Origin of the sequence: Peribacillus asahii (assembly GCF_003570725.1) — a bacterium.
In the GTDB taxonomy this organism is placed as follows: domain Bacteria; phylum Bacillota; class Bacilli; order Bacillales; family DSM-1321; genus Peribacillus; species Peribacillus asahii.
The window spans coordinates 27,997-52,282 of record NZ_QWVS01000008.1; the positions used below are offsets into that span (position 1 = coordinate 27,997).

The 24,286-nt window shown below is 37.4% G+C and carries 20 protein-coding genes; 3 read left to right on the plus strand and 17 right to left on the minus strand.

Features of this window, described 5'->3' with window-relative positions; translation table 11 throughout:
• Positions 1-185: 185 nt before the first annotated feature.
• Positions 186-1,421 (plus strand): peptidase T, encoded by a 1,236-nt coding sequence (gene pepT, locus D1953_RS04490; RefSeq protein ID WP_119115968.1) that lies wholly within the window; start codon positions 186-188, stop codon positions 1,419-1,421.
• A 58-nt stretch (positions 1,422-1,479) separates the two neighbouring features.
• On the opposite strand, the gene D1953_RS04495 is transcribed toward pepT, so the two are convergent.
• From D1953_RS04495 to nirB (D1953_RS04555), 13 genes are all read right to left on the minus strand, one after another.
• Positions 1,480-3,024 (minus strand): GGDEF domain-containing protein, encoded by a 1,545-nt coding sequence (locus tag D1953_RS04495; protein WP_142920433.1) that lies wholly within the window; start codon positions 3,022-3,024, stop codon positions 1,480-1,482.
• A gap of 247 nt (positions 3,025-3,271) precedes the next feature.
• Positions 3,272-3,970 carry a nicotinate (nicotinamide) nucleotide adenylyltransferase gene (gene nadD, locus D1953_RS04500; RefSeq protein WP_182480501.1) on the minus strand — a complete coding sequence of 233 codons (699 nt, stop codon included), beginning with the start codon at positions 3,968-3,970 and terminating at the stop codon, positions 3,272-3,274.
• A 19-nt stretch (positions 3,971-3,989) separates the two neighbouring features.
• Positions 3,990-5,459 carry a nicotinate phosphoribosyltransferase gene (locus tag D1953_RS04505; RefSeq protein WP_119115970.1) on the minus strand — a complete coding sequence of 490 codons (1,470 nt, stop codon included), beginning with the start codon at positions 5,457-5,459 and terminating at the stop codon, positions 3,990-3,992.
• A gap of 28 nt (positions 5,460-5,487) precedes the next feature.
• A complete protein-coding gene (locus tag D1953_RS04510; RefSeq protein WP_119115971.1) occupies positions 5,488-6,033 on the minus strand; it encodes a cysteine hydrolase family protein in 546 nt (181 codons plus the stop codon).
• Positions 6,034-6,136: 103 nt separating this feature from the next.
• The gene (locus D1953_RS04515; protein WP_119115972.1) at positions 6,137-6,934 is read right to left on the minus strand and encodes an NUDIX domain-containing protein; all 798 of its coding nucleotides are present in this window, start codon (positions 6,932-6,934) and stop codon (positions 6,137-6,139) included.
• Positions 6,935-7,103: 169 nt separating this feature from the next.
• Positions 7,104-8,213: a CaiB/BaiF CoA transferase family protein gene (locus D1953_RS04520; RefSeq protein ID WP_119115973.1), complete on the minus strand. Its 1,110-nt coding sequence runs from the start codon at positions 8,211-8,213 to the stop codon at positions 7,104-7,106.
• Between the two features lie 326 nt (positions 8,214-8,539).
• Positions 8,540-9,178 carry a YczE/YyaS/YitT family protein gene (locus D1953_RS04525; RefSeq protein ID WP_142920434.1) on the minus strand — a complete coding sequence of 213 codons (639 nt, stop codon included), beginning with the start codon at positions 9,176-9,178 and terminating at the stop codon, positions 8,540-8,542.
• Positions 9,179-9,492: 314 nt separating this feature from the next.
• Positions 9,493-10,545 carry an anthranilate phosphoribosyltransferase gene (locus D1953_RS04530; protein WP_119115975.1) on the minus strand — a complete coding sequence of 351 codons (1,053 nt, stop codon included), beginning with the start codon at positions 10,543-10,545 and terminating at the stop codon, positions 9,493-9,495.
• 47 nt (positions 10,546-10,592) lie between these two features.
• Entirely contained in the window at positions 10,593-11,351 is a 759-nt protein-coding gene (locus tag D1953_RS04535) for a sirohydrochlorin chelatase (RefSeq protein ID WP_119115976.1), read from the minus strand.
• Positions 11,348-12,133, minus strand: a complete 786-nt coding sequence (gene cobA, locus D1953_RS04540; protein WP_119115977.1) for a uroporphyrinogen-III C-methyltransferase — start codon at positions 12,131-12,133, stop codon at positions 11,348-11,350. Before cobA ends, D1953_RS04535 begins: the two co-directional genes overlap by 4 nt.
• Positions 12,134-12,146: 13 nt before the next feature.
• Positions 12,147-12,995, minus strand: coding sequence for a formate/nitrite transporter family protein (locus D1953_RS04545; RefSeq protein ID WP_119115978.1), 849 nt, complete (start codon positions 12,993-12,995; stop codon positions 12,147-12,149).
• A gap of 42 nt (positions 12,996-13,037) precedes the next feature.
• A complete protein-coding gene (gene nirD / locus D1953_RS04550; RefSeq protein WP_119115979.1) occupies positions 13,038-13,361 on the minus strand; it encodes a nitrite reductase small subunit NirD in 324 nt (107 codons plus the stop codon).
• 20 nt (positions 13,362-13,381) lie between these two features.
• Positions 13,382-15,796, minus strand: coding sequence for a nitrite reductase large subunit NirB (gene nirB, locus D1953_RS04555; protein WP_119115980.1), 2,415 nt, complete (start codon positions 15,794-15,796; stop codon positions 13,382-13,384).
• Between the two features lie 340 nt (positions 15,797-16,136).
• On the opposite strand from nirB (D1953_RS04555), the gene D1953_RS04560 reads away from it, so the two are divergent.
• Together D1953_RS04560 and D1953_RS04565 are read left to right on the plus strand one after the other, a co-directional pair.
• Complete coding sequence (locus tag D1953_RS04560) at positions 16,137-16,466, plus strand: MerR family transcriptional regulator (protein ID WP_119115981.1); 330 nt, start codon at positions 16,137-16,139, stop codon at positions 16,464-16,466.
• Positions 16,467-16,865: 399 nt separating this feature from the next.
• Positions 16,866-18,065, plus strand: coding sequence for a nitrate/nitrite transporter (locus tag D1953_RS04565; RefSeq protein ID WP_119115982.1), 1,200 nt, complete (start codon positions 16,866-16,868; stop codon positions 18,063-18,065).
• A 172-nt stretch (positions 18,066-18,237) separates the two neighbouring features.
• Here the strand turns inward: D1953_RS04565 and D1953_RS04570 are convergent, their stop codons facing one another.
• The 4 genes from D1953_RS04570 to D1953_RS04585 form a co-directional block, all read right to left on the minus strand.
• Positions 18,238-18,486 (minus strand): hypothetical protein, encoded by a 249-nt coding sequence (locus D1953_RS04570; protein WP_142920435.1) that lies wholly within the window; start codon positions 18,484-18,486, stop codon positions 18,238-18,240.
• A gap of 239 nt (positions 18,487-18,725) precedes the next feature.
• Positions 18,726-20,861, minus strand: coding sequence for an assimilatory nitrate reductase catalytic subunit NasC (gene nasC / locus D1953_RS04575; RefSeq protein WP_119115984.1), 2,136 nt, complete (start codon positions 20,859-20,861; stop codon positions 18,726-18,728).
• Positions 20,862-20,920: 59 nt separating this feature from the next.
• Positions 20,921-23,278 (minus strand): nitrite reductase large subunit NirB, encoded by a 2,358-nt coding sequence (gene nirB, locus D1953_RS04580; RefSeq protein ID WP_119115985.1) that lies wholly within the window; start codon positions 23,276-23,278, stop codon positions 20,921-20,923.
• A 223-nt stretch (positions 23,279-23,501) separates the two neighbouring features.
• A complete protein-coding gene (locus tag D1953_RS04585) occupies positions 23,502-24,278 on the minus strand; it encodes a PepSY domain-containing protein (protein WP_119115986.1) in 777 nt (258 codons plus the stop codon).
• Positions 24,279-24,286 lie beyond the last annotated feature (8 nt).

The window sequence follows — 24,286 nt, forward strand, 5'->3', positions numbered from 1 at the left end:
CGTTTACAATCAAATGACTTATTTTACATAAAATTACATTTATTATAACAAATATTCTCTAAAATCTACATTATAAAACACCTGGAACCTATTTACCCCCACCTTCACCGTACCGCCCCCCATCGCTTATAATCTATCACCAAACGTGGTACTATAAACACATGAAGGAAAAAGGAGGAAATAATTTGAAAACTGAAATAATCGAACGATTCACTTCCTATGTAAAAATAGACACTCAATCCAATGAAGCAAACGCAGCATGTCCGTCTACTCCAGGACAGTTAATCCTTGCAAATCAATTAGTAGAAGAGCTAAAAACGATTGGCATGGAAGACGTAACTATTGATCCAAACGGATATGTGATGGCCACACTGCCTTCTAATACGACGAAACAAGTACCAACGATTGGATTTTTAGCCCACGTGGACACAGCCACTGATTTTACGGGGAAAGATGTAAAACCGAAAATTGTGGAAAACTACGACGGCAAAGAGATTACCTTAAATAAAGAGCTCTCTGTCGTTTTATCTCCGAAAGAGTTCCCTTCACTCTCTCAGTATATCGGACATACACTCATAACAACGGATGGAACAACACTTCTTGGAGCCGATAATAAATCCGGGATTGCTGAAATTATGACCGCTATGGACTATTTAATAAAACATCCGGAAATTAAACATGGAAAAATCCGTGTAGCTTTTACACCTGATGAAGAAATTGGTCGAGGCCCTCATAAATTTGACGTAGATGCCTTTAACGCCAAATTTGCCTACACAGTTGATGGTGGTCCTCTCGGTGAATTAGAATACGAAAGCTTTAACGCAGCGGGTGCTAAGATTACGATTAAAGGAACGAATATCCACCCTGGAACAGCGAAAGGAAAAATGGTCCACTCTGCCAAAATTGCGATGGAGCTGCATAGTAGGCTACCTATAGCCGAGGCACCTGAATATACAGAAGGATATGAAGGTTTCTATCATCTTCTCTCTTTCAACGGAGATGTGGAAGAAACAAAATTATCCTACATTATTCGCGATTTTGATCGAAATCAATTTAACGAACGAAAACAATTCATTAAACAGATTGTAGATGAATTGCGTGAAAAGTACGGCCAAGATCGTATTCTTCTTGATTTAAACGATCAATATTATAATATGAGAGAAAAAATCGAACCCGTTAAAGAAATTGTCGACATCGCCTCTCAAGCTATGAAAAATTTAAACATCGAGCCAAAAATTTCGCCTATTCGCGGCGGTACAGATGGTTCTCAATTATCTTATATGGGACTGCCTACACCAAATATATTTACAGGCGGCGAGAACTTCCATGGAAAATACGAATTCATTTCCGTCGATAATATGATAAAAGCAACCTATGTCATTATTGAGATTGCAAAGCTATTTGAAGAAGCAGAAGAATAATAAAAAGTGCCAGTGTGCCTTTTCATCAGATAAGGCACACTGGCATCTTTTCATGTTATCACAATGATTGTTGGCTTCTTTCCTTTTCCTCTAACGCTCCGTAATACATATACATGTTTTTCCCTAATGATTTAGAATAGTACAACGCATCATCAGCATGCTTATAAAGTGCTTCTAAATCTGTTCCATCATTTGGATATAACACACCACCCGCACTAACCGTAACGTTCTTGCTATGAAGGATTTTATTCCCTTGTGAAAGTAACTCTGATGTGCTATCACAATCATTAATCCACGGCCTATTTAAGGCGTCTATAATAGAACAGGCTATTTTTTGAAGTTCTTCCTGATCACTTATATTTTCAATGACTATAGCAAACTCGTCTCCACCAAACCTAGCAATAAAAGCATCCTCCGGCAAAGTCTGTTTCATATATGCAGCCACGTACTTTAATAAAATATCTCCTTTATCATGACCCAGCGCATCATTAACTACTTTAAAATTATCCAAATCTAATAACAACATTCCAAATTTCTTTTTACGCTTCATTAAAATCTCATTGACTTCACTTTCAAATGCCGCTCGATTTTTTAAACCCGTGAGCCCATCATGAAAAGCTAAATACATCGGTTTTGCCACCATTTTTGTTATTAAAAAGGCTAAGATAATGGCTAAGATTACAGTCCCTACAAACTGAAAAATAAATGCCAACTTATTTTTTGATAATTCCTTTTGTACGGCATCTTCATTGTATACAATCTCTACTAAACGAGTTGTGGAATGACCTCTGCTCTCATCTGAATGATACTTTACATATTTATAGACAACATCTTTCCCTTTGTATGTATCGCTAAATAGTAACGTATCTTCATCATCTTCTAGCCACTCTAAATATTTTCTACGATCCACACCTAATCTATTGCCTTCTGGTGACGATTCTCCTATTAAATATCCATCATTGTTATAAATCGCTATGTTCTCAATAAATTCGTACTTCTCTTTCAACTCTTCAATTGTTTTTAGAAAATTAAACTTATTAAAAATTTCATCATTTTTTAAATCGTATCCTAATTCAATGATATATTGCTGATCTTTTGTCGGCAGATAACTAAATTTTTTCAGTTCTCCTGTTTTTTGCTGAATATCTACCCCATCATGCGTAAATCCTTCGCTTATCCTCCTGTCGTCCAATAATTCTGAAAACTCTTTACAACACTGACTAAAATTAATTCCTACATCCTTTTGAAAGCTACTATGAATAATGGTATTTTCATTATTAATAATATATACATCCATACCTAATTCATTTTTTAACGCCTTGAAATTCCACTCATTAAAGTTGCTATTCTTCTCATATTGTTTTAATAACTCCATTGAGTTGTTTTCCATAACCTTTGCAATGCTATTATCAAATATTGCATATGCTTGATCTAAATCTTTTAAAACCTGAACAATATTCATTTCTACCAATTCGATTTTGGTATCATGGTCCTCTATTAATTCCTGGCTCATTCTATTCATATTAACCAATGATAATAACAAAATAAGAAGGACTGAAAAGACAGTCATCATCATTAATAATTTCCATCTAAATTTCTTCAACAATAGTACCACGCTCTTTTTAAATTTGATAACAGAGTAGTTATACAAGGTGCTGATTTTAGTAGAATAGATTTATGTTTAAACATATATTACCTAAAATATATAATAAATGTCTTTATTTTGATATCATACCATAAAAAACATTTGGTTTATATGAATTAACCCTAACACTTTACCCCACCTAAAAAATAAAAAACACCAGAAACCCAAAAGGTAATCTGGTACTTTTTTTATTAATAGTATTCATTTACCTCGAAATTTCGCGGTATAAATTGTGCTCCTTTATATAGGAATAACACTCATCTGGAAGTAAAAACTCCGGGTCACCATTTCTTGCTAGTTCTTCTCGAATATAGGTAGAACTAATTTCCATTGCAAGGCCTTTATCTAAAAATTGAAATCTTCCATCATCATAATTTCTTAGCAAAGCTGATGAACTAATCGTTTTTAACATATCAATTCCATTTCTAGCCATCACAATAAATTGATTATTGGCAACTAATTGTTCATCCATCCTCCATTTCCTCTCAGCAATATCGACTAAAAGATCCGCCCCCATAATGAAAAAAAGATCTGCTTTAGGAAAGATTTCTTTGAAATATTCCATCGTATAGTACGTATATTGTTTGCCCGGTAAAACATGTAATTCATACGTATCTAAAAGAAAGGTCTGTTTATTCTTAATAGCTAAACGGACCATTTCTTCTCGATGTTGATCAGATGTTTGCAACTTCTTATCTACTCGTTTATGAGAGGAAGGCAAAAAGATAACAAAATCTAACTTTTTACGATGACGAACTGTATTCGCTGTCCATAAATGCACATTCGTAACCGGATCAAAGGATGAACCATACACGCCAATTCGTGCTCCCTCTTTAAATAACGCATCGACATCCTTACCTGGATTTAAATTTTCAAAATACAATTTAGTTGCTGTCAGACTCATCCTTCCCCCTCCTTATCCTTTATGTTTCTTTCAACTTAGCTACTTTCTCTTGCACAGCAGCAATATGCTGCATTTTATTTTCCCAACACTTTGTACTAAGATCCACTGGATATTCTTCTGGATGCAAGATACGTTTATATTCGTCCCATAATAACCGTAAGCTGTCTTTTGTATATTGTTGAATGTCATAAATATCAGGTAATTCATATACTAATGTTCCATTCACAAATATGTCATGATGCAAGTTTCTCGCTTCAAAATTCGTAACAAACTTACTAATGTAAGGGTGAACTGGATGGAACATTTTTAATTTTTCTTCTTGTTGAACTTGTTCTTCTTCTAAAGCAATATAATCTCCCTCAGAGCGTTTATTAGCTTGATTAATAATTCGGTACACTTTTTTCAGTCCGGGTGTTGTGACTTTTTCAGGATTAGCAGAAATCTTAATCGTATCTATCATATTTCCAGATTCCTCTTCAATTGAAACTAATTTATATACAGCTCCAAGCGCCGGCTGGTCATACGCTGTAATAAGCTTTGTGCCGATTCCCCAACTATCAATTTTTGCCCCTTGAGATTTTAAGTTCATAATCGTATATTCATCTAAATCATTAGAAGCAATAATCTTCGCCTCTGTAAAACCAGCATCATCCAACATTTGTCTAGCTTGCTTAGAAAGATAAGCTAGGTCACCGCTATCTAACCGAATACCGATAAAATTAATTTTATCGCCTAGCTCTTTGGCTACTCGAATAGCAGCCGGGACCCCTGACTTTAACGTATCAAAGGTGTCGACTAAAAATACACAATCTCTATGGCAGCTTGCATATTTATGAAAAGCTACATATTCATCTCCATAGGCTTGAATCATTGCATGAGCGTGAGTACCTGAAACAGGGATTCCAAATAATTTCCCCGCTCGAACGTTACTTGTCGCGTCAAACCCACCTATGAAAGCGGCTCTTGTACCCCAGATTGCGGCCTCCATCTCTTGAGCTCTTCTAGTTCCAAATTCCATAGCGATTTCATCGCCTACAACTTGTTTGATTCTAGAAGCTTTCGTTGCAATTAATGTTTGGTAATTGACGATATTGAGCAAGGCTGTTTCAATGAGCTGCGCTTCTGCCAACGGTGCTTCAATACGCATAATAGGCTCATTCCCAAAAACTAATTCCCCCTCCTTCATTCCCTGAATGGTTCCCGTAAACTTTACGCTGCGTAAATATGTTAAAAACTCTTCATTATATCCTAATTCATCGCGTAAATATTCAATATCACTATCGCTAAAGGCAAACTCATTAATATACTCAATTACTTTTTCTAACCCCGCAAAAACAGCATAGCCATTTCCAAAGGGAAGTTTTCTAAAGTACAGTTCGAATACAGCCTTCCTTTGATGGATGCCATCACTCCAATACGCTTGCGCCATATTAATTTGATATAAATCGGTATGAAGAGCTAAACTATCATCTCTATATGATCTTTTCATCATCTTCTCTCCTTTTCCTTATTCAATGTCATCGAATTTCAGCACCTAAACTATTTACAAAGTGCGTTAACGCCCATTTATGTCCCTCTTCGTTAAAACTAGCTACTGCTTTTTCATGTACGACGATATGATATCCAAGATTATAAGAATCTACTGCTGTGTGCAGCAGACAAATGTCTGTACAAACACCAACTAAATGAACTTCTGTTATTCCTCTTTCACGAAGCTTAAGATTCAAATCCGTTCCTGCAAAAGCGGAATATCTTGTTTTGTCCATCCAATATACATGGTCCTCATGTTGATGCCGTTCGTATATCGATTGCAAATGTCCGTATAATAATCTACCCGATGTTCCTTTGATATTATGAGGTGGAAATAAACTTGTTTCCGGATGAAAAGGATCCTCTTTCTCATGGGCATCAATCGCAAAAACGACGAAATCACCTTGTTCTATAAACTCTTTTGTTAGACTAACAATCGTTTCTTCAATCTTTTCTGCTGGCTCTCCTACCGGCAAAGCTCCATTAACAAAATCATTGGTGTAATCAATATTAATCAATGCTCTTTTATTCATTTATACCCTCTCCTCTTGTGTTTTATATTAATGATTAACTAAACGTTAATTATTTTTCTAAAAAAAGAGAAACACACCGGCACATTTTCTCTTTTTCGAAAGCTTATTTATAAATACTCTTCACAGGTTTTTGATCATTAAACCGATAAAGCTTTGTTTTAAACTTTGAATTTCTTTGAGTTGTTTTTGGATTTCCTTCTTTATCACATACTAATTCAATAAACGGTAATTTGGGTGCTTTTCTCCAAAAGAATGGTTCTGACTTTACCACTTCATCCACTATATCTTCTGCTACAGATAAAATAACACTTCGCAGCTCTGACAATGTAAATTCTTCAGGTAAGAACTCCCGGGCCAACGTTGTTTGAACCATATCTAATTGAATGATAGTCAAGGCATCTTTTATAATCTTTTGATGATCAAAGGCCAAAGGTAAGGCAAAGACTTCTTCTATAGTAAACAATTCCACTTCAGCGGCATCATCTCCTGCTTTGCGCATAGATAATAAATACTCTGGCACGACTGCATAATGAGAATTTGTAATAATCCAACCTCTGGGATCTCTTCCTTCCTTATCATATACCCCAAAATGTTTTACATGAATATTAGTCACACCTGTTTCTTCTTCAAGCTCTCGCTGAGCAGCTTCATATGCCGTTTCTTTACTATCAATAAATCCGCCAGGTAAGGCCCATTTCCCTCCTTCAATATTCGGCTGCCCTTCACTATTTTTTAAAGAACGTTTGATTAACATCACCTTTAACGTCCTTCCATATACCGCCTCTTCATCTTGAACAATTGTAAAAATTACGTTATCACTCGTATAGCCATCAGGCGTCTTATATTGACTTACCTTATATTCTTTAAGTGCTTCCTCAGGTCTCACGAACTCCTCCGACATACCTTTCACCTCATAACAAACATTCAAACTTTTTATACATCCATTTCAATTATTAATGTTTAACTAATCGTTAATGAAATGATATAACATATATAATCTGTTTGCAAGCCCTTTTATAAAAACAAATAAAAATCAGGTACTGCTTTATGCAGTCACCTGATTTTTATTCTTATGCTTTACTCTTCCACTGTTCTCCTAAAATCTTCTCGTTACTCGCTCCTGGACTCAGCCCAACATATTTATAATTCGGCGTAAAACTTGAGAATTTTATCGGGCAAGCTATCTGCCTTTCACTTCCTCCATGGACATTCGGAACATCGACAAGCATGCCGCGCGCTTTCATATGAGGATGCTCACAAGCTTCTGCAAAGGTTAAAACGGGCTCGACACACGCTTCAATTTCTGTGAAAATATCATGCCATTCGGCAAATGTCTTTGTTAGAAACGCCTCTCGAACGATTTCTTTAAACTCCCGAATCTGTTCCGGTTCTTGACTCATACTCATCTCAAATAGTTCAGGACGCCCGATGCCTTCGCACAATCGTTTCCGAAATACAGGCTCTAAACTGCCTACGGAAAAATATCGGCCATCTTTCGTTTCATAAAAATCATAGAATGTACCGCCATTTAACAGCATGGCCTCTGGCTCCAAATCGATCCCATCATTTAAATACGTGGGCGCAGATAATGCGTTTAATGTAAAGGCGCAGTCTGTCATACTAATATCAATATATTGACCTTCTCCCGTTTGTTCCCTATATAAAGCGGCCGCTAAAATGCCCGCTACTGCATGCATCGAACCGCCTGCGATATCTGCAATTTGGATGCCATTCTTCGCTGGGCCTTCCTTTTTCGTGCCAGAATAGCTCGATAAACCAGCCATGGATACATAGTTAAGATCATGACCTGGGCGATCTTTATAAGGACCTGTTTGTCCAAACCCTGTAATGGAGCAGTAAATTAGACGCGGATTGATTTGCTTCAAAGTTTCATATCCTAGTCCTAAACGCTCCATCACACCTGGGCGAAATTGCTCTAGTACAATATCATATTCTTCTACTAATTTTTTAACTGCTTCAATCGATTCTTGCTTTTTTAAATCTAACGTAATAGACTGCTTAGAACGATTTAAGTATGGATCCATTGCCCACGCTTCTACACCAGAAGGCCTTTCAACCCGAATTACATCAGCTCCTAAATCTGCTAGCAAGAGCGTAGCAAAAGGTCCTGGCAGCAATGTTGAAAAATCTAATATTTTCAAATTGGATAATAGTGTCATTATCTTCTCCCTCTCCGAAACATATTCCGTATTAAAAAACTAGCTTTTATATATTTTCTATATTTATACAAATTATCCTTTTAAAACCACAACAATAACTGATAATCCCCTCTAAATCTAGGATATTTTGTAGAAATATAAGGAAATAAGAAGCATATTCCCTCGTGGATACTAGTCTCTTTCCAAGAATGAGAAGATAATGCGTTTTTAATCATGTTAAATACATGTATTTTTACTACAGATAATTAAGTGTTATCTGTAATAAAGTAAAAAAAGCCTTTTGTATCAATGGTTCACAAGTACATCGGCTTTATGTTTATGAATATTTAATCTTGTGGATTTAACTTTTTTAAGAAACCACCATTTAGGCTATGCAGAATTTTTAGTGAAACTTCTATTAGAGGTCCTACTGATATACAAAATATAATCGTACCAATTCCAACTGGTCCTCCTAATAACATGCCTACTAGCAACGCAGTGATTTCTATCATCGTTGTTGCTTTTTTTACCAAAATATTAAATCTAGTATGTATAGATAACATAAAAGTATCAATAGGTCCAGCACCCAATTTGGAATAAATCGTCATAGCCGCTCCAAACGAAATAAAGATAGTGCCTATTGATAAGTAGGAAATCTTTAACAATAATGTTTCCGGAACTGGTATAAAATCGAGATATAAAAATAAATCAACAAATGTCCCTAAAAAAACAGTGTCCAAAATCGTTCCTATTTTTAACTTCTTCTCTTTACTAATAAGAAAAGATATAATTAACAGTACACTCCCTGTTAAAATGGATATTTTTCCAATCGAAATGGAGGTTAACTGATTTATCGCTATATACAGCACGTCGAAAGGCTGCACGCCTAAATCAGAAGCTTTTATCATGTGAATACTTCCAAGTGCTATTATAATTAAACCTATAAAAAACATTGTTCCTTCTTTTAAAGAAAACCTAATTTTCATAATAATTCTCTCCTCGATGAATTGTTTCCATGTTTGTTTTTTAAATTGTACCCGAATTATTATGTTTTCGGGGAAAAAATAAGCAAGAAAGCCTATATACTTATCTTTTTTCGGTATCTTCTGTAACAAATATTTTCGAATGTTCAGCGTATTCATTCTCAACAATAAAGTCAAAACTTCCGTCTTCATTACTACTGATTTCAACGGATACTAATCTCTTTCCAAGAATAAGAAAATGAATGCATTTTTTAATCATGTTAAATAGGAATAGAAAAAAGCAGCCGGCTCCAAACCTGCTGCTTTTTTCTATTCCTTTATCCTACATAAGGTTGCGACACACAAGATTCTTTCCATTTCTGCAATTGCTTCATTCCTCTTCGAGAACGCAGCTGCTCTTTAGCCAACGCAATTCCTTCTTCAATCGTCGGTGTAGCATCAAAAAGATAATAACGAATACCTGTATTAAAGAGAACTTGCTTGTAATAATACTTCAATTGTTCCGATGTCTCGCCGTTTAATAAAGCGAGAGTAATATCAGCTTGTTCTTTACGAGTGAGCTTTTCCTTCTTTTCTTCCTCAAACAGACCGTACTCATCAGGCTTGACAATGAAGGAATCCAACTCATTGTTCTTTAATGTATAAATAAAACTGTTGCGATGAACAGGCAAATCTTCAGAACCCTCTACCCCTTGAACAATATAAACATTGTCATAAGGTAGACTAGCAAAAATCGGGGCAATCTTGACAATCGCTGTTCGATGAAATGCCCCCATCATCAACGATTTTGCATTGGATATATTTAAAAGCTTCTCCACTGTGTTCATTAAAGTACGAACACCCAATTCTTCACGAATGGATCGCAATTGTGCTAAAGGCGGACAAAATCGGTCTGCCCAAGCAAATCCAATGTTAGCAGAATCGATGGTTTCAGAAAGAGATTGGACATCTTGATTCGTGTTTACCCCTAGTTCTTCCGTAATTTCCTTAATGGACGTTCCATACCTTGGCGGTAATGATTCACTACTATGCAAAAAAGCTGGAAGACCACTTTCAGCTAATAAAATAGAGGCTGGTACTGTCGCAGCAAATAAATTTCTGCCTGTATACGCTCCAGCAAAATCGACTATACGATCACGAACAGGCTCTTTTATAGTTAGCTTGTCCGTATTCTCTTGAAAAGTCTGAACAAATGCCAGTAACTCTTCTGGAGACTCCATCTTAATGCGTTCTGCAATAAAATAAGCTGCAATTTGAACATCTGTTGCTTTTCCTTCTACGATAAAACGCGCAAGCTCTCTCGTTTGTTCATAGGAAAGATCTTTTGCACCACGCTTGCCTCTGGCTACTTCTTTAATCCATTGTTGCAATGTATTTCACCCTCTTAACTTAAACATGTTCATCACTCTGTATATAATCAAGCGTACTGGGCTAAAACCATTCCTTCTTGCTGTAACGCTTCATTCACCCGGTCTGCCAAAATTTCTCTAAGGTATGGATGGAATCCCAAGTAATCACATAGAGTAATATCCTTATCCGATTGTACCATATCAATTGTTTTTTCTATACCTTTAATTAACAGACCTGTAAATAGTAAATACGGAATGACTATAATGGAATCTACATCTCGCGCAAGGGTTTCTTCTAACAAATCTTCAAAACGAGGCTTAGCTGCGGCTAAAAAGCATGGCGCCACATAAGAGAAGTTAGTTTTATTGTGGAAAAGGTGAATAATTTCTTCAAAATTTCGAATGGTATCTGCATCACTACTTCCGCGTCCCACCAATAGAATTGCTGTATTCTCGTCTATGACGGTTGTCTTTTCTTGAATTCTTTCTAATAAAATGTCCACAATTCTTTCATGAACGCCAAAAGGTTTGCCAAAAGAAATTTTCACATGGGGGTGACGAGCTTGTAGAACTTCTAGTTCTTCTGGTATATCCTTTTTAACATGTCCGGCCGCTAATAAAAGAACAGGCATAACCGCTATTTCTGTTGCTCCTTGTTCAATACATCGGGTAAATCCTTCTTCTATTGTCGGATGAGCCAATTCTAGAAAACTAATTTCTTGAATCAGCACTGGCACTAATTGTTGCGTTTTTTGAACAAATTCAATGGCTTGCTGACATCCTTCCTTCACTCGACTGCCATGGCATACATATAAGACTGCCTTCATACGCTTTCCTCTTCTAAAAACCATTTAGATTCCACTAAATTAGCTTCCTTAAACCAAGCAATTTTCTCTCTTACTTTCACTACTTCTCCAATAATAATCATACTCGGATTTTCAATCTTTTTCTCTTTCACAACTTCTACAATCGTACTAAGTGTACCCGTTACCGTACGCTGCTCCGCCTTTGTTCCCCAATGAACTAACGCGATTGGCGTATCAGTGCTCTTTCCATGATTAATCAGCGATTGACAAATATATGATAGATTGCCGACTCCCATATAAACCACGAGAGTATCTACGCCTTTCGCCAACCCTTCCCAGTTGATATCGTCAGGCTTTCCTTTTACACCATGACCCGTTATAACCGCAAATGAATTTCCATACTCACGGTGTGTAACGGGAATTCCTGCATAAGCCGGTGCTGCAATTCCCGATGTAATACCTGGAACAATTTCAAAAGGAATACCATTCTCCACTAAAGACTCAGCCTCTTCAGCTCCTCGACCAAATACAAAAGGGTCACCACCTTTTAAACGGGTGACAACTTTATCTTGTTTTCCACATTGAACTAATAGAGCATTAATCGCTTCTTGTTTCATCGTATGATTATTCGGAAGTTTTCCACAATAAATAAGTGTAGCATCTGGTTTCGCTTCCTCTAATAAACATTTATTAACTAGCCGATCATATAAAATAATATCTGCTTCTCGAATACACTTTAATGCTTTAATCGTAATTAAGTCAGGATCTCCAGGACCCGCTCCAACTAAGTATACTTTTCCCATTCGCTGTCCCTCCTCAGCTTACCATTCTCTCTCGCTTGCCTTTATTGTTCTTCACCTGTTCTTTCCCTTTGTTCACTTCTTGACTTCGGTATGTAACGTATAAAGCAAGTCCAGTAAATAACAAACCACCAACAAGGTTCCCAAGCAACACTGGGATTTGGTTCCACAACCACCAATGAGACAGCGTAATATCCGCACCTAACATCATTCCAGCGGGTATAACAAACATATTGACGACCGCATGTTCAAATCCTTGGGCAAAAAACAGTAAAATAGGCAGCCACATCGCAACGATTTTTCCAAGGGTTGCTTGTGATGTCATGGCCATAACAGCCCCTAACGCCACCATCCAGTTACAAAGAATCCCCTTTACAAAAACAATAAGCAATCCTGTAGTTCCTAACGCTGAGTAGCCTAGCGTTTTTGCTTCAGCAACTTGAATAATCTTTTGGGCCACAGCATGATCCGTTACCTGCCCCAAATGAGTAGCGGCAACTACATATAACATTGCATAAAAAGAACCGCCAATAACATGGCCAACGATTACCCAGAACCAGTTGGTCAGCATTCCTTGCCACGTTGCCTTCTTTTCTAAAACGGCTAAAGGAATTAAAGCAAAATTCCCTGTAACCAATTCTAGTCCAAGAAGAATAATAATCACAAAACAAGCGGGGAAAAGTAGTGCACCTACAATCCCCATTTGTGTTTGTGTTTCTGCAGTAAAGGCTAGAGTGGTGCCAAAGCCGAGAAGTGCCCCGGCTAATGCCCCTCTTATTACAAGGTCTCGAATGGGAAGCTTCGACTTAGCCGCTCCTGCTTGAACCATATTTTTCACAACTTGTTCTGGCTGTACGTACGTCATCGTAGACTTCCCTCTTTCCTATATTCTTATCTGTCTATATTACTATTTATCTAGAACAATATAAACATCTTCATTTTCTATCTCAACCTTAAATGTATTTACACATCCTCTATCTGGTTTTTGAACTTCCCCATCGCAAACATTGATTTTCCAATCATGCATTGGGCAAAAAACATGCTCTCCGCTTACCATTCCTTCCGCAAGCACGCCCCCTTTATGAGGACAACGATTTTCAATCGCTCGAATTTTGCCATTTACTAAATGAAAGAGCGCAATTTCGTGAGAACCGACACGTACCGTCTTCCCAAGATCTTTTGGTAATTCACTCACTGTTGCAACCTTGATTCGTTGAAGGGTTTTTTCCATAGTCATTTCCTCCTCGTTTTTCATTTGACTCCCGCAGGCACTTTCACACTCTGATATAAATCTTTTAAGATTCTATCGCTGTTAAGCGCTTCTTTCCACGGATCTTGTAATACAGATAATGCCTCATCTAACCGTTGATTTAACTCGATTCGGTTTTGTTTATCTTCAATAACGGCTCTGATAGAATCAAGACCCATTCGCTCCACCCATACGGAAGTTCTTTCTAAATAGACAGCCGTCTCACGGTAATATTGGAAATAGGCACCTGTTATTTCAATCACTTCATCACTTGTTTTTACTTTACATAATAGGTCCGCTGCTCTTAAATGCGTACCGCCGTTTCCTCCAACATAAATTTCCCATGCACCATCTACACCAACAACACCAAGATCTTTAATTCCTGATTCTGCACAGTTACGCGGGCAAGCGGAAACAGCCATTTTAAACTTATGCGGTGTGCCTACACGCTCGAGTTTCTTTTCTAGAGCAATACCCAAGCTCATAGAATCTTGTGTACCAAAGCGACAGAAGCTTTCTCCGACGCAAGTTTTCACTGTTCGAAGTGTTTTTCCATAAGCATAACCGGATGGCATGTCAAGATCTGCCCAAACCTTTGGAAGGTCTTCCTTCTTCACACCAAACATATCAATTCGCTGTCCACCGGTCACTTTTAATAATGGAACATTGTACTTATCTGCAACATCTGCGATTTTCCGTAATTGATCTGGATTTGTAACTCCTCCATACATTCTTGGTACAACAGAGAATGTACCATCCTTTTGAATATTGGCATGAAGACGCTCATTCACATAACGAGATTCTCTTTCATCCTTATATTCTAGCGGATTAACCATACCTAAATAATAATTCAGAGCTGGTCTACATTTAGAACACCCTTCGCTCGTTGTCCATCCTAGAACACTCATCACTTCACGAGTATGGGTCAAATTCTTTTCGCGAATTTCAGCTATAACGTCATCTCTAGATAATGTTGTACAACTGCAAATTGGTTCCTTTTGATTCGATTTACTAAATGCATCCCCTAATGTACATTCTAAAAGATCAGCAACTAACGACTTACAGCCCCCGCATGACCTCGAAGCACTCGTACAGCCTTTGACCTCTTCAACACTTGTTAACCCTTGAGACTCGATCGCTTGAACAATATCTCCTTTTGTAACACCATTACATCCACAGATGATTTCCTCGTTAGGCATTGTAGCAACAAGACTAGCACCTGCTTCTTCCCCTTTTTCCGCTTCCAAATATTCTGTAACGTCTGCACGTTTATTAATGAAACTTAGTAATTTATTGCCTTCCTTTGTATCGCCGAACAAGACGGCCCCTATTATTTTCCCATCTTGAATAAGGATGTTTTTATATGTTCCCTCCCAATCATTAAAAGATTTAATTGTTTTTGTCTGTTCACTTTCGAAAATTTCCCCCGCCGAAAAGACATCCACACCTGAAACCTTTAATTGTGTAGAAAGCACTGTTCCTTCATACGGATCTCCTTCTATTCCACAAATTCTTTTCGCTAATACCTTCCCTTGTTCATAAAGCGGAGCAACTAATCCATACACTACACCACGATGTTCTGCACATTCACCCACTGCATAAACATTCGGGATGTTCGTTTCCATGTAATCATTGACAATAATTCCTCGATTAACTGGAATCTCACTATCTATAGCAAGTTGAATATGAGGCTTAATTCCAACCGCCATTACTACTAAGTCAGCTTTAATTTCTTCCCCATCACTAAAACGAAGCCCCTCAACATGTGTGTTACCAATGACTTCTTGCGTATTTTTTCCAAGTAAAAAGTTCATGCCTTGACCTTCTAATTCCTTTTGCAATAATTTACTAGCTGCTGAATCCAACTGTCGATCCATTAAATAATCAGAAAGATGAATTACGTCAACCTCCATCCCTAAATCCAACAGACCTCTCGCCGCTTCAAGACCTAACAATCCCCCACCGATTACAGCTGCCTTTTTGTATTTATTAGAATATTCCATCATCTTTTCGCAATCTTGAATATCCCGAAAGCCAGTTACGCCTTCTTTATCCACTCCCGGAATTGGGAGAATAAAAGGAAGCGACCCTGTAGCCAAAATTAATTGATCATAGCGAACTTCACGATCTTTATCGGAATAAACGACTTGCTTCGCAGTATCAATATGTGTCACTGTCTCACCCGTATATAATTGGATACCGTTCTCTTCATACCAATTCCAATCATTTAAAGTAATATCATCAATCGTCGTATCACCTTGTAATACTTTGGATAATAGGATTCTATTATAATTCGGATGAGGCTCACTTCCGAAAATGGTTATTTCAAAATGGTTTGGTTGAATTTTCAACATTTCTTCGATACATCGAACTCCGGCCATACCATTCCCGATTAATACGATTTTTTGCTTTGACATGTAAGGTCCCCCAATCAATTTTGGAAATGAATATAGTCCAAATTATAAACAGCTTAACAAGAATGTTCCACAGTATTGTTAGTAAATCTGACATCATTTTTACAAAGTACTCCCTTCACAGAGTACCGCTTATATTAAAGAAGTTGGTTCTCCACAGAGATTTCTAAATATAACTCCTTTCTATATAAATTAAGTATTTTTTATGGACAATGTACCAAATTTCTCATTACGTTATATTTAATGACACAATTCTGTCATAAATAGTGTATAATTTATTTAAATCTGAAAAATTAAATAAATTTGAAGAATTAAATAATTATTCTTTTCGAGGTGAATGAAAATGGATAAAGATATATCCTATAAAGATAAAAAGGTTATTTCTATCGGAGTTATGCGCGAATTAACAGGTTTATCAGAAAGGCAAATTCGGTATTACGAGGAAAGAAAACTTATTTTCCCTGAAAGATCAAGCGGCGGGAACCGTAAGTATTCTTTTTCAGATGTGGAGCTATTAATGGAAATAGCCAATAAAATCGAAGACGGTGTCCAAACATTTGAAATCCGACAAGAAATAGTAAAAGAAAAGAAAAAAGAAGAACAAAAAGCTATTCGCAAGAAAATGCTACAAGGTCAATTAAATGCACAATTTGGTATCAAAAACTATAAATGAAGACTCTATATGAAACAAACAATCCCTTCTATATCAACATCACGATTACCACTATACATTTTAATTTATCAAGAAATGAAGAATTTTAATCCATTTACTTATAAGCTTCGATAGTTTTCTCTTGTAGCCCAAATAACGCACCCAGTACCTTTACTGGTTTATTTTCATGCAAAGCTCTGATAAATAATAATGTAATGTTTAATTCTTAGCTTCATAACCTTTCGACACGTATAAACAAAATATCATATAAATCGACACTATTCACAAATATAACCATACAGAAAGAGCAAGAGATGCACCTTCAAAAAAGATGTTAGATTTCCTTACGCAAGTATAGCAGACCCTTATACCAAACTATATACTTGCATTAATCAATATTTAAAAAGGAGAGACTAACACATGAAATTATCAAGTTTAACCAAAGCCGGTCACGCACCTTCCTTGCTCGCTTCATTTTTATATTTCGACATTAGTTTTATGATTTGGGTGTTACTCGGTGCGCTCGGTGTGTATATCACTGAAGATTTTAATTTATCTCCCGCTGAAAAAGGGATGATTGTAGCGATTCCTATTCTTGCCGGTTCTTTCTTTCGATTAATACTCGGTGTCTTAACAGATCGAATCGGCCCGCGACAAACAGCAATTGGCGGAATGCTTGTCACTATGATTCCTCTATTATGGGGATGGTTATTCGGAAACTCCATGTCAGAACTTTACTTTATCGGAATATTACTCGGTGTCGCCGGAGCAAGTTTCTCAGTAGCACTTCCAATGGCAAGCCGCTGGTACCCTCCTCACTTACAAGGGTTAGCAATGGGGATTGCCGGGGCAGGAAATAGCGGAACCGTTCTCGCAACGTTGTTTGGTCCACGCCTAGCAGAAAACATTGGCTGGAACGGAGTAATGGGGATTGCCTTAATTCCACTCACACTCGTTTTAATCACCTATATATTTATTGCCAAAAACCCACCTACACAACCTAAGCCACAGCCGCTTAAAAATTATTTAACTGTTTTCAAACTAAAAGACACTTGGTATTTCTGTCTTCTCTACAGTGTAACATTTGGTGGATTCGTTGGATTAACCAGCTTTTTAAGCATCTTCTTCGTTGATCAATATGCTTTATCCAAGATTCAGGCAGGAGATTTTGTTACATTATGTGTAATCGCTGGCAGCTTTGTCCGCCCGATTGGTGGTTTTATTTCTGATAAAATCGGTGGAGCAACGCTATTAAAATTCTTATTTATCATCCTTGCTGGATGTATGTTTGGAATTAGCACCCTTCCATCTCTTACACTCGTCACGATATTATTATTTGTAGGGATGATGTGTCTTGGAATGGGAAATGGAGCAGTTTTCCAACTAGTGCCTCAACGCTTTCAAAAAGAGATTGGTGTTATTACCGGTATTGTCGGGGCAGCAGGAGGCGTAGGCGGATTCTTCCTTCCAAATCTACTTGGCTCACTCAAGCAAATTACCGGTACATATGCAGCCGGATTCACCGTCTATGCTTGCATCGGAATCGCAGCTCTTATTCTGCTAATAGTAGCCCAACACTCATGGAAAAGAGCCTTATCTCTAAAAGAAAAAACGGCTTAATTATAAAGAAAGGCAAAACAAATAAGGTAACTTATAAGAGGCTTGTACCTCCATGAGTTACCTTATTTTATTCTATTGATTTTTAACTTATCCAACTAGAGAATAAGCAAGTAAGCCGGGCTTTTCTCTTATTCGTTCCTCCTTCATATAAGACAGCCCTATTCTTCGCAATTTATAGCAGTTTGCTCGGTTCTTTCGTCAGATTAATAATGCGCGGATCTACATGTACAGTCCATACGTTACAAATAGCATCTAATAACGCCTCATCTTTCGCTTCACTTCCAATTAAACTTTCTAAATTAAATCCATTCAGGGATAAACCGGCACGTGTACCGGAAGAGCAAAATGACTTAGATGCAGAGAGGGGTAATAACCCCCCCTCACTTTCGCTGTCTTTATATTCATAACACTTCCTCCCCATCTCCAAAGCTCCCACTCTATAATACTTAGTTTGTTCACCCATTTCTTTTTTAGCCTCTTTATAACTTACCAGCGTAATCCTACGCTCTTTAAAAATAGTTTTTCTACCCTCATCTCCTACTCACAGGAGGAATAAGGTTCACAAGCCCCATTCATTAATACGATTCCATAAAAAAAGAGGACTTCGGCTATCAGCCTCCATCTTCTTTCCTCATGGTTCTTTTTCATTTTAGCTTCTATTTACACAACTGGAGCTATCTTTACTGCACTCACTTTAAAACCTGGCATCCTGCATGTAGGATCTAACTTCTCCGAAACAAGACAATTCACATTTTGCGAATCAGCCCAATGAAATGGTACAAAAACGGTATCAGGCCGAATTGTTTCTGACCATTTACTTCTAACAATAATGCTTCCTTGCTTAGATTCAATCTTCACTAAAGATTGATCTTGAATATCATACTTTCTTGCGGTATTTGGATGGATTTCCATATAAGATTCGAAATTCCTAGCTGAAAGCGAAGAGCTTTTTCTCGTTTGTACACCTGTTAAATAATGAGACATCACTCTTCCTGTTGTTAAGTACAACGGGAATTCTTCACTTAACTGTTCTTTCGGGACTTCAGGTCTATTTGGTACAGTCACCATAGACGCTAAGCCATCAGAATGGGCAAATGATTGTTCAAATAACCGATCTGTTCCTTTATGATTAAGTGTTGGACAAGGCCACAAAAGACCGCCCTCCTTCCTCAAACGCTCATACGTTATTCCATAATAATCTGCTATCCCTCCCCGACTTGCTACTCTTAATTCATTAAAAACTTCCTCAGCGGATGAAAACGAAAAATACTCCCCTTTTCCAAGCACACGGGCAATCTCACAAATAATTTGCCAGTCATGCTTCACTTCTCCCGGAGTCGGCCAGCTCGCTTCCCGCAACGTGACTCGCCCCTCGACATTTGTCATCGTCCCCTCATCTTCTAAATAAGATGAAGTAGGTAAAATTAAATCTGCCAATCTAGCAGTTTCTGAAATAAACATATCTACTACTACAAGAAACTTTAACTTATTTAATGCCTTTTTTACGAAATTGGCATTAGGATTTGAAACAATCGGATTAGAACACATTAAAAACATCCCTGTAATCTCGCCATCATGAATTTTCTCCATCATTTCATAAGCAGATACACCTTTTCTAGGTATCTCGTCTTGATCGATTCCCCACACACTCGCAATATAAGCTCGATGTTCCTCGTTCTCAATGGAACGATATCCTGGAAGTTGGTCTGCTTTTTGACCATGTTCTCTCGCTCCCTGACCGTTGCTCTGTCCAGTAATAGCTCCATAACCGCAGCCCCATTTTCCAAGTTTACCTGTAGCAATTAGAATATTTAAGAAATTACGAACGGCAATAGATCCATCCGTTTGTTGTTCAACCCCTCTTGCTGTAAAAATCATGCCCGTTTCTTTTTTTCCAAACATCGTAGCAGCCTTACGGATGTCGGCTACAGGAACTCCCGTCCATTCTGAAATCTCTTCCAAGGTAAAAGAAGAAACATGCTCCTTCACTTCCGTAAAGCCTTTGGCTCTTTCTTGAACGAATGTTTCATCCACATAATTTTCATCAATAATCACCTTTAATAAGCCATTGGCTAAAGCAGCATCCTTTCCTGGTTTAACCTTCAAGTGTAAGTCTGCTATTTTCGTTGTTGCCGTTTCTCGTGGGTCAATCGCAATAATAAACGCGCCATTTTCTTTCGCTTTTTCAAAGTAAGGCATGATAGTCGGTTGACATTCAGCAATATTTGTCCCCGCTAAAATGATACACTGTACAGATGGAATTTCCGATAAACTATTCGTTAAACCTCTGTCCATCCCAAAGGTTTGACTAGCGGCAGAAGCTGCGGCCGACATACATAAGCGCCCATTATAATCAATGTATTTGGTTTTTAATGCTACGCGTGCAAACTTCCCTAATAAGTAAGCTTCCTCATTTGTAATCGACGCGCTGCCATATACACTTAGTGCATTCATCCCATCTTCAGATTGAATTTTCGTGAAATTTTCTTTAATATGATTTAACGCTTCCTCCCAAGAAATGCGAGTAAATTCTCCATTTACTTTTAATAAAGGATATTTAATTCGCTCATGATGCAAAGCATGCTGATGAGCATTCATTCCTTTTATGCATAAGCGTCCTTGAGAAGTCGGATTGTCTTTTCCAATAGTCATATACTTTTTTCTCGTGACAATCGTTTGTTCGACAAATTGCATTTTACATTGCATACTACAATATGGACATTGAGTATCATATAGCTTTTCCGACTGCACTTGTTTTTGTTGATTGCGAAAGTATTTTAATAACATTTCAGTCATAGCCTTTGCTCCTTTTTTACTGACATGATTGCTCTTTCAACTGTAAAATCCATCGCTCCTCAATGACTTTTCACTAAATTGGGTTTACGTTGAGAAATATCAAATTCTAATCGCTGACAGAGTTGATTGCGAAACTCTCTTGCAAACAACACTTCACGTATGTGTATTAAACCAATTCGATCAACCCACTGTCCTATATATTCTAAATAATTAGCCGTTTCACGATAATATTGAACAAAAGCACTAATCATTTCTCGTGCTTCCTCGCTTGTCTCGGCAACATATAATAATTCGCCAACACGCCCATTACGCCCGCTATTTCCACCAACATACATTTCCCATCCTCTATGAATAGGAATAAATCCTATATCTTTTATTAACGCTTCTTCACCGTTATGCAAGCAAGAAGCGATACTCAGCCTCACCTGATTAGGCGTTTTTAGAAATTCTAATCTCTTGTCTACATCAACAGCCAATTGAAAAGCTGGATGTTGATTACATTGACACGTACCCTCACCTAACTCTACTTTTACATTTTGGACTGCATGTTGATCAATAGAACGTAACGACATATTCAATTCTGCACAGACATACGGCAGCTGCTCCTTCTTTATTCCGGTTAAATGAATTCTTTGTTCACTTGTTACAGCAACGTTTGGTATTTGATACTTCTCTACAATGTCTGCGATTTTTCTTAATTCCTCTGCGGTTGTCATCCCCCCATACATTTGCGGGGTAACAGAGTACGTACCGTCTTGTCGCAAAGTAGCATTCATCTGATCTGCTATAAGCAGAGCTTCTTGTTCACGCTCATATTCCGGATAAATCATGCCTAAATAATAATGTAGTGCAGCACGGCATATAGCACAGCCTTCTGACTTCTCCCAGTTCAATCCATCCATTACTTCTTGTATAGAGGTAAAATTTCTCTGCTGTATTTCTTGTACCACTTCATCTTCCGTTAACGCTGTACAAGAACACATAGTCTTTTGTTCAATCACTTCATCAAAGGAGTCACTTTGAATATACGTTAATAATTCCGCTACTAACGGTTTACATCCTCCACAAGAACCCGAGGCTTTTGTACATGTTTTCACTTGTTCAACCGTCGTTAATCCTTCCTTTTGAACCGCTTCAATAATCGCTCCTTTTGACACACCATTACATTGACAAATCATATCACCGTGGGCCATGGAAGCAACTTGACTTTCATTTCCTTCAGATGATTGAAACAGTGCGACTTTTTCCATCTCGGATATATCTCTTTTTTCAAGAATCATATCTAGCAATCTTGGTCCATCACTTGTATCGCCAAACAAGACGGCCCCAACCATTTTATTATCTTGAAGAACAATCTTCTTATATACCCCATCTACCTCATCAAAAACTGTAATAGATTTCGTCGTTTCACTATCAGTAAATTGGCCAACTGAAAATACATCCACACCGGATATTTTTAACTGTGTAGAGAGTACAGAGCCTTGATATCCTTCACATGGTGCACCGCAAATCTGCTTTGCTAGTACTTTCCCCTGCTCATAAAGAGGTTTTACAAGACCGTAGACCATCCCTCGATGTTCCACACACTCACCAACAGCGTAAATATCAGGTATATTCGTCTCTAAATAGTCATTAACAACGATTGCACGGTTTGTTTCGATTCCACTTTCCTTCGCTAACTGAATATTAGGACGAACACCCACGGCCATCACAACTAAGTTAGCTTCTACTTCCGTTCCATCTTTAAAACGTAAACCTTCTACACGATCGTTACCAAAAATCTCTTGAGTCTCTTTTTCTAACAGAAAATTCATCCCTTGAGCTTCCAATTCCCTCTTCAGCATATTGGCCGCTGTTGAATCAAGCTGTCTCTCCATTAGATGACTCGCAATATGAACAACACTCACTTCCATCCCAAGGTTCAATAACCCTCTTGCCGCTTCTAATCCTAATAACCCTCCGCCAATTACAACGGCTTTCTTATAGCGCTTCGATCCTTCCATCATTTTTTGGCAATCTTCAATTGTACGAAATGTCATAACTCCTTCTTTATCTGCGCCTGGGATAGGAATAAGAAATGGAACAGAACCAGTTCCAATAATAAGCTTGTCATAATCTACTTCTCTTTCTTTATCTGTTTTTATCATTTTTTTCTCTATATCAATCTGCACAACTGTTTCTCCGGTAAACAACTGAATGCGATGCTCTTCATACCAATTGCGGTCGTTTATTGCAATATCTTTAAATGACGTACTGCCCTGTAATACAGTCGATAATAAAATTCGATTATAATTAACATGCGGTTCGCTTCCAAAAACCGTAATATCATAAGTATCGGGGGCATTTTTTATAATTTCTTCAACACAGCGTACGCCCGCCATTCCGTTCCCAATCAACACCAGCTTCTGTTTATGCATTCTAAAACCTCCAGTAAAAAAAGATGATACCAACCAACAGATATTTTCCTTAGCCTACCACAAAATACAATTATAAAAATTAAATATGTCATGTTTTCTCACACGAAATATACGACAAATAGCCTGAGTTCTTTTTAGAACTCAGGCTTAAATGTCACAGTGACTTTTTCATTTGTGGGTAACTTGTGGATATCTTTGTGGACAAATCTATCTTTATTTGAATTTAATCGTCGTCATCTTCATCATCTTTGTCATCTTCGTTTTCATTTTCATCTGCATCTTCGTCGTCGTTATCATCATCCGCTTCATCCTCATCATCATCTTGCTTAGAGTTAACCGAGATAGAGGATACAACTCCTGTATGTCCTTGCACATAGACATTAGCATCTGCCTTTTGACCATCAATGGTTACTTTGTAGTGTGTACCTGTTGCAGTTTCCACTGTAGATATCTTCGTAACTTCCCCTTTATATTGTTTCAATGCGATTTCTTTTGCTTCTTGTTTTGAAATAACAGGTGTTTCCACTTGCTCCTTCACTTCATGATTAGCTATTATCTTTTTTTCATTTAAATCATACTCAACCTGATAGTATTTTTGATTTTTCTCTACAATAGCTTCTACAAAAGGTCGACCTTCCTTATCCATTTGTTTAATCTCCTGTACGCGGCCGTTTAGTTCATTTTCTATATTCTTTTTCGCCTCATCAACAGTTAATGCGATTTCTTTCTTCTCAACAAGTCGGACATTGCTAACTTTCTCCGTTTGCCCATTTACATACAAATCATAGATTCCTTGATCGTTTTCAAGCGAAATTTGATAATTGTCCTTTTCAGCATCTACTGTTGTATTTAACACTTTTCCACCGTATAGTTTCGTTGCAATTTGTTCAGCATCTTGTTGAGAAATCATCTTAGGAGAATCTTTTATAAAAACTTGAAATAAAGTAAATGACAACCCTAAAACAATAAACACAATTAATACAATCTTCACTTTCACCATCTACACCT

What these genes read in the sequence shown, in the direction of transcription:
- nadD (WP_182480501.1), bottom strand. Translation starts at nt 3,970, where the DNA reads ATGAGTCTGACAGCAACTAAATTGTATTTTGAAAATTTAAATCCAGGT.
- D1953_RS04505 (WP_119115970.1), bottom strand. Translation starts at nt 5,459, where the DNA reads ATGAAAAGATCATATAGAGATGATAGTTTAGCTCTTCATACCGATTTA.
- D1953_RS04510 (WP_119115971.1), bottom strand. Translation starts at nt 6,033, where the DNA reads ATGAATAAAAGAGCATTGATTAATATTGATTACACCAATGATTTTGTT.
- D1953_RS04515 (WP_119115972.1), bottom strand. Translation starts at nt 6,934, where the DNA reads ATGTCGGAGGAGTTCGTGAGACCTGAGGAAGCACTTAAAGAATATAAG.
- D1953_RS04520 (WP_119115973.1), bottom strand. Translation starts at nt 8,213, where the DNA reads ATGACACTATTATCCAATTTGAAAATATTAGATTTTTCAACATTGCTG.
- D1953_RS04525 (WP_142920434.1), bottom strand. Translation starts at nt 9,178, where the DNA reads ATGAAAATTAGGTTTTCTTTAAAAGAAGGAACAATGTTTTTTATAGGT.
- D1953_RS04535 (WP_119115976.1), bottom strand. Translation starts at nt 11,351, where the DNA reads ATGAAGGCAGTCTTATATGTATGCCATGGCAGTCGAGTGAAGGAAGGA.
- cobA (WP_119115977.1), bottom strand. Translation starts at nt 12,133, where the DNA reads ATGGGAAAAGTATACTTAGTTGGAGCGGGTCCTGGAGATCCTGACTTA.
- D1953_RS04545 (WP_119115978.1), bottom strand. Translation starts at nt 12,995, where the DNA reads ATGACGTACGTACAGCCAGAACAAGTTGTGAAAAATATGGTTCAAGCA.
- nirD (WP_119115979.1), bottom strand. Translation starts at nt 13,361, where the DNA reads ATGGAAAAAACCCTTCAACGAATCAAGGTTGCAACAGTGAGTGAATTA.
- nirB (WP_119115980.1), bottom strand. Translation starts at nt 15,796, where the DNA reads ATGTCAAAGCAAAAAATCGTATTAATCGGGAATGGTATGGCCGGAGTT.
- D1953_RS04560 (WP_119115981.1), top strand. Translation starts at nt 16,137, where the DNA reads ATGGATAAAGATATATCCTATAAAGATAAAAAGGTTATTTCTATCGGA.
- D1953_RS04565 (WP_119115982.1), top strand. Translation starts at nt 16,866, where the DNA reads ATGAAATTATCAAGTTTAACCAAAGCCGGTCACGCACCTTCCTTGCTC.
- D1953_RS04570 (WP_142920435.1), bottom strand. Translation starts at nt 18,486, where the DNA reads ATGGGGAGGAAGTGTTATGAATATAAAGACAGCGAAAGTGAGGGGGGG.
- nasC (WP_119115984.1), bottom strand. Translation starts at nt 20,861, where the DNA reads ATGACTGAAATGTTATTAAAATACTTTCGCAATCAACAAAAACAAGTG.
- nirB (WP_119115985.1), bottom strand. Translation starts at nt 23,278, where the DNA reads ATGCATAAACAGAAGCTGGTGTTGATTGGGAACGGAATGGCGGGCGTA.
- D1953_RS04585 (WP_119115986.1), bottom strand. Translation starts at nt 24,278, where the DNA reads ATGGTGAAAGTGAAGATTGTATTAATTGTGTTTATTGTTTTAGGGTTG.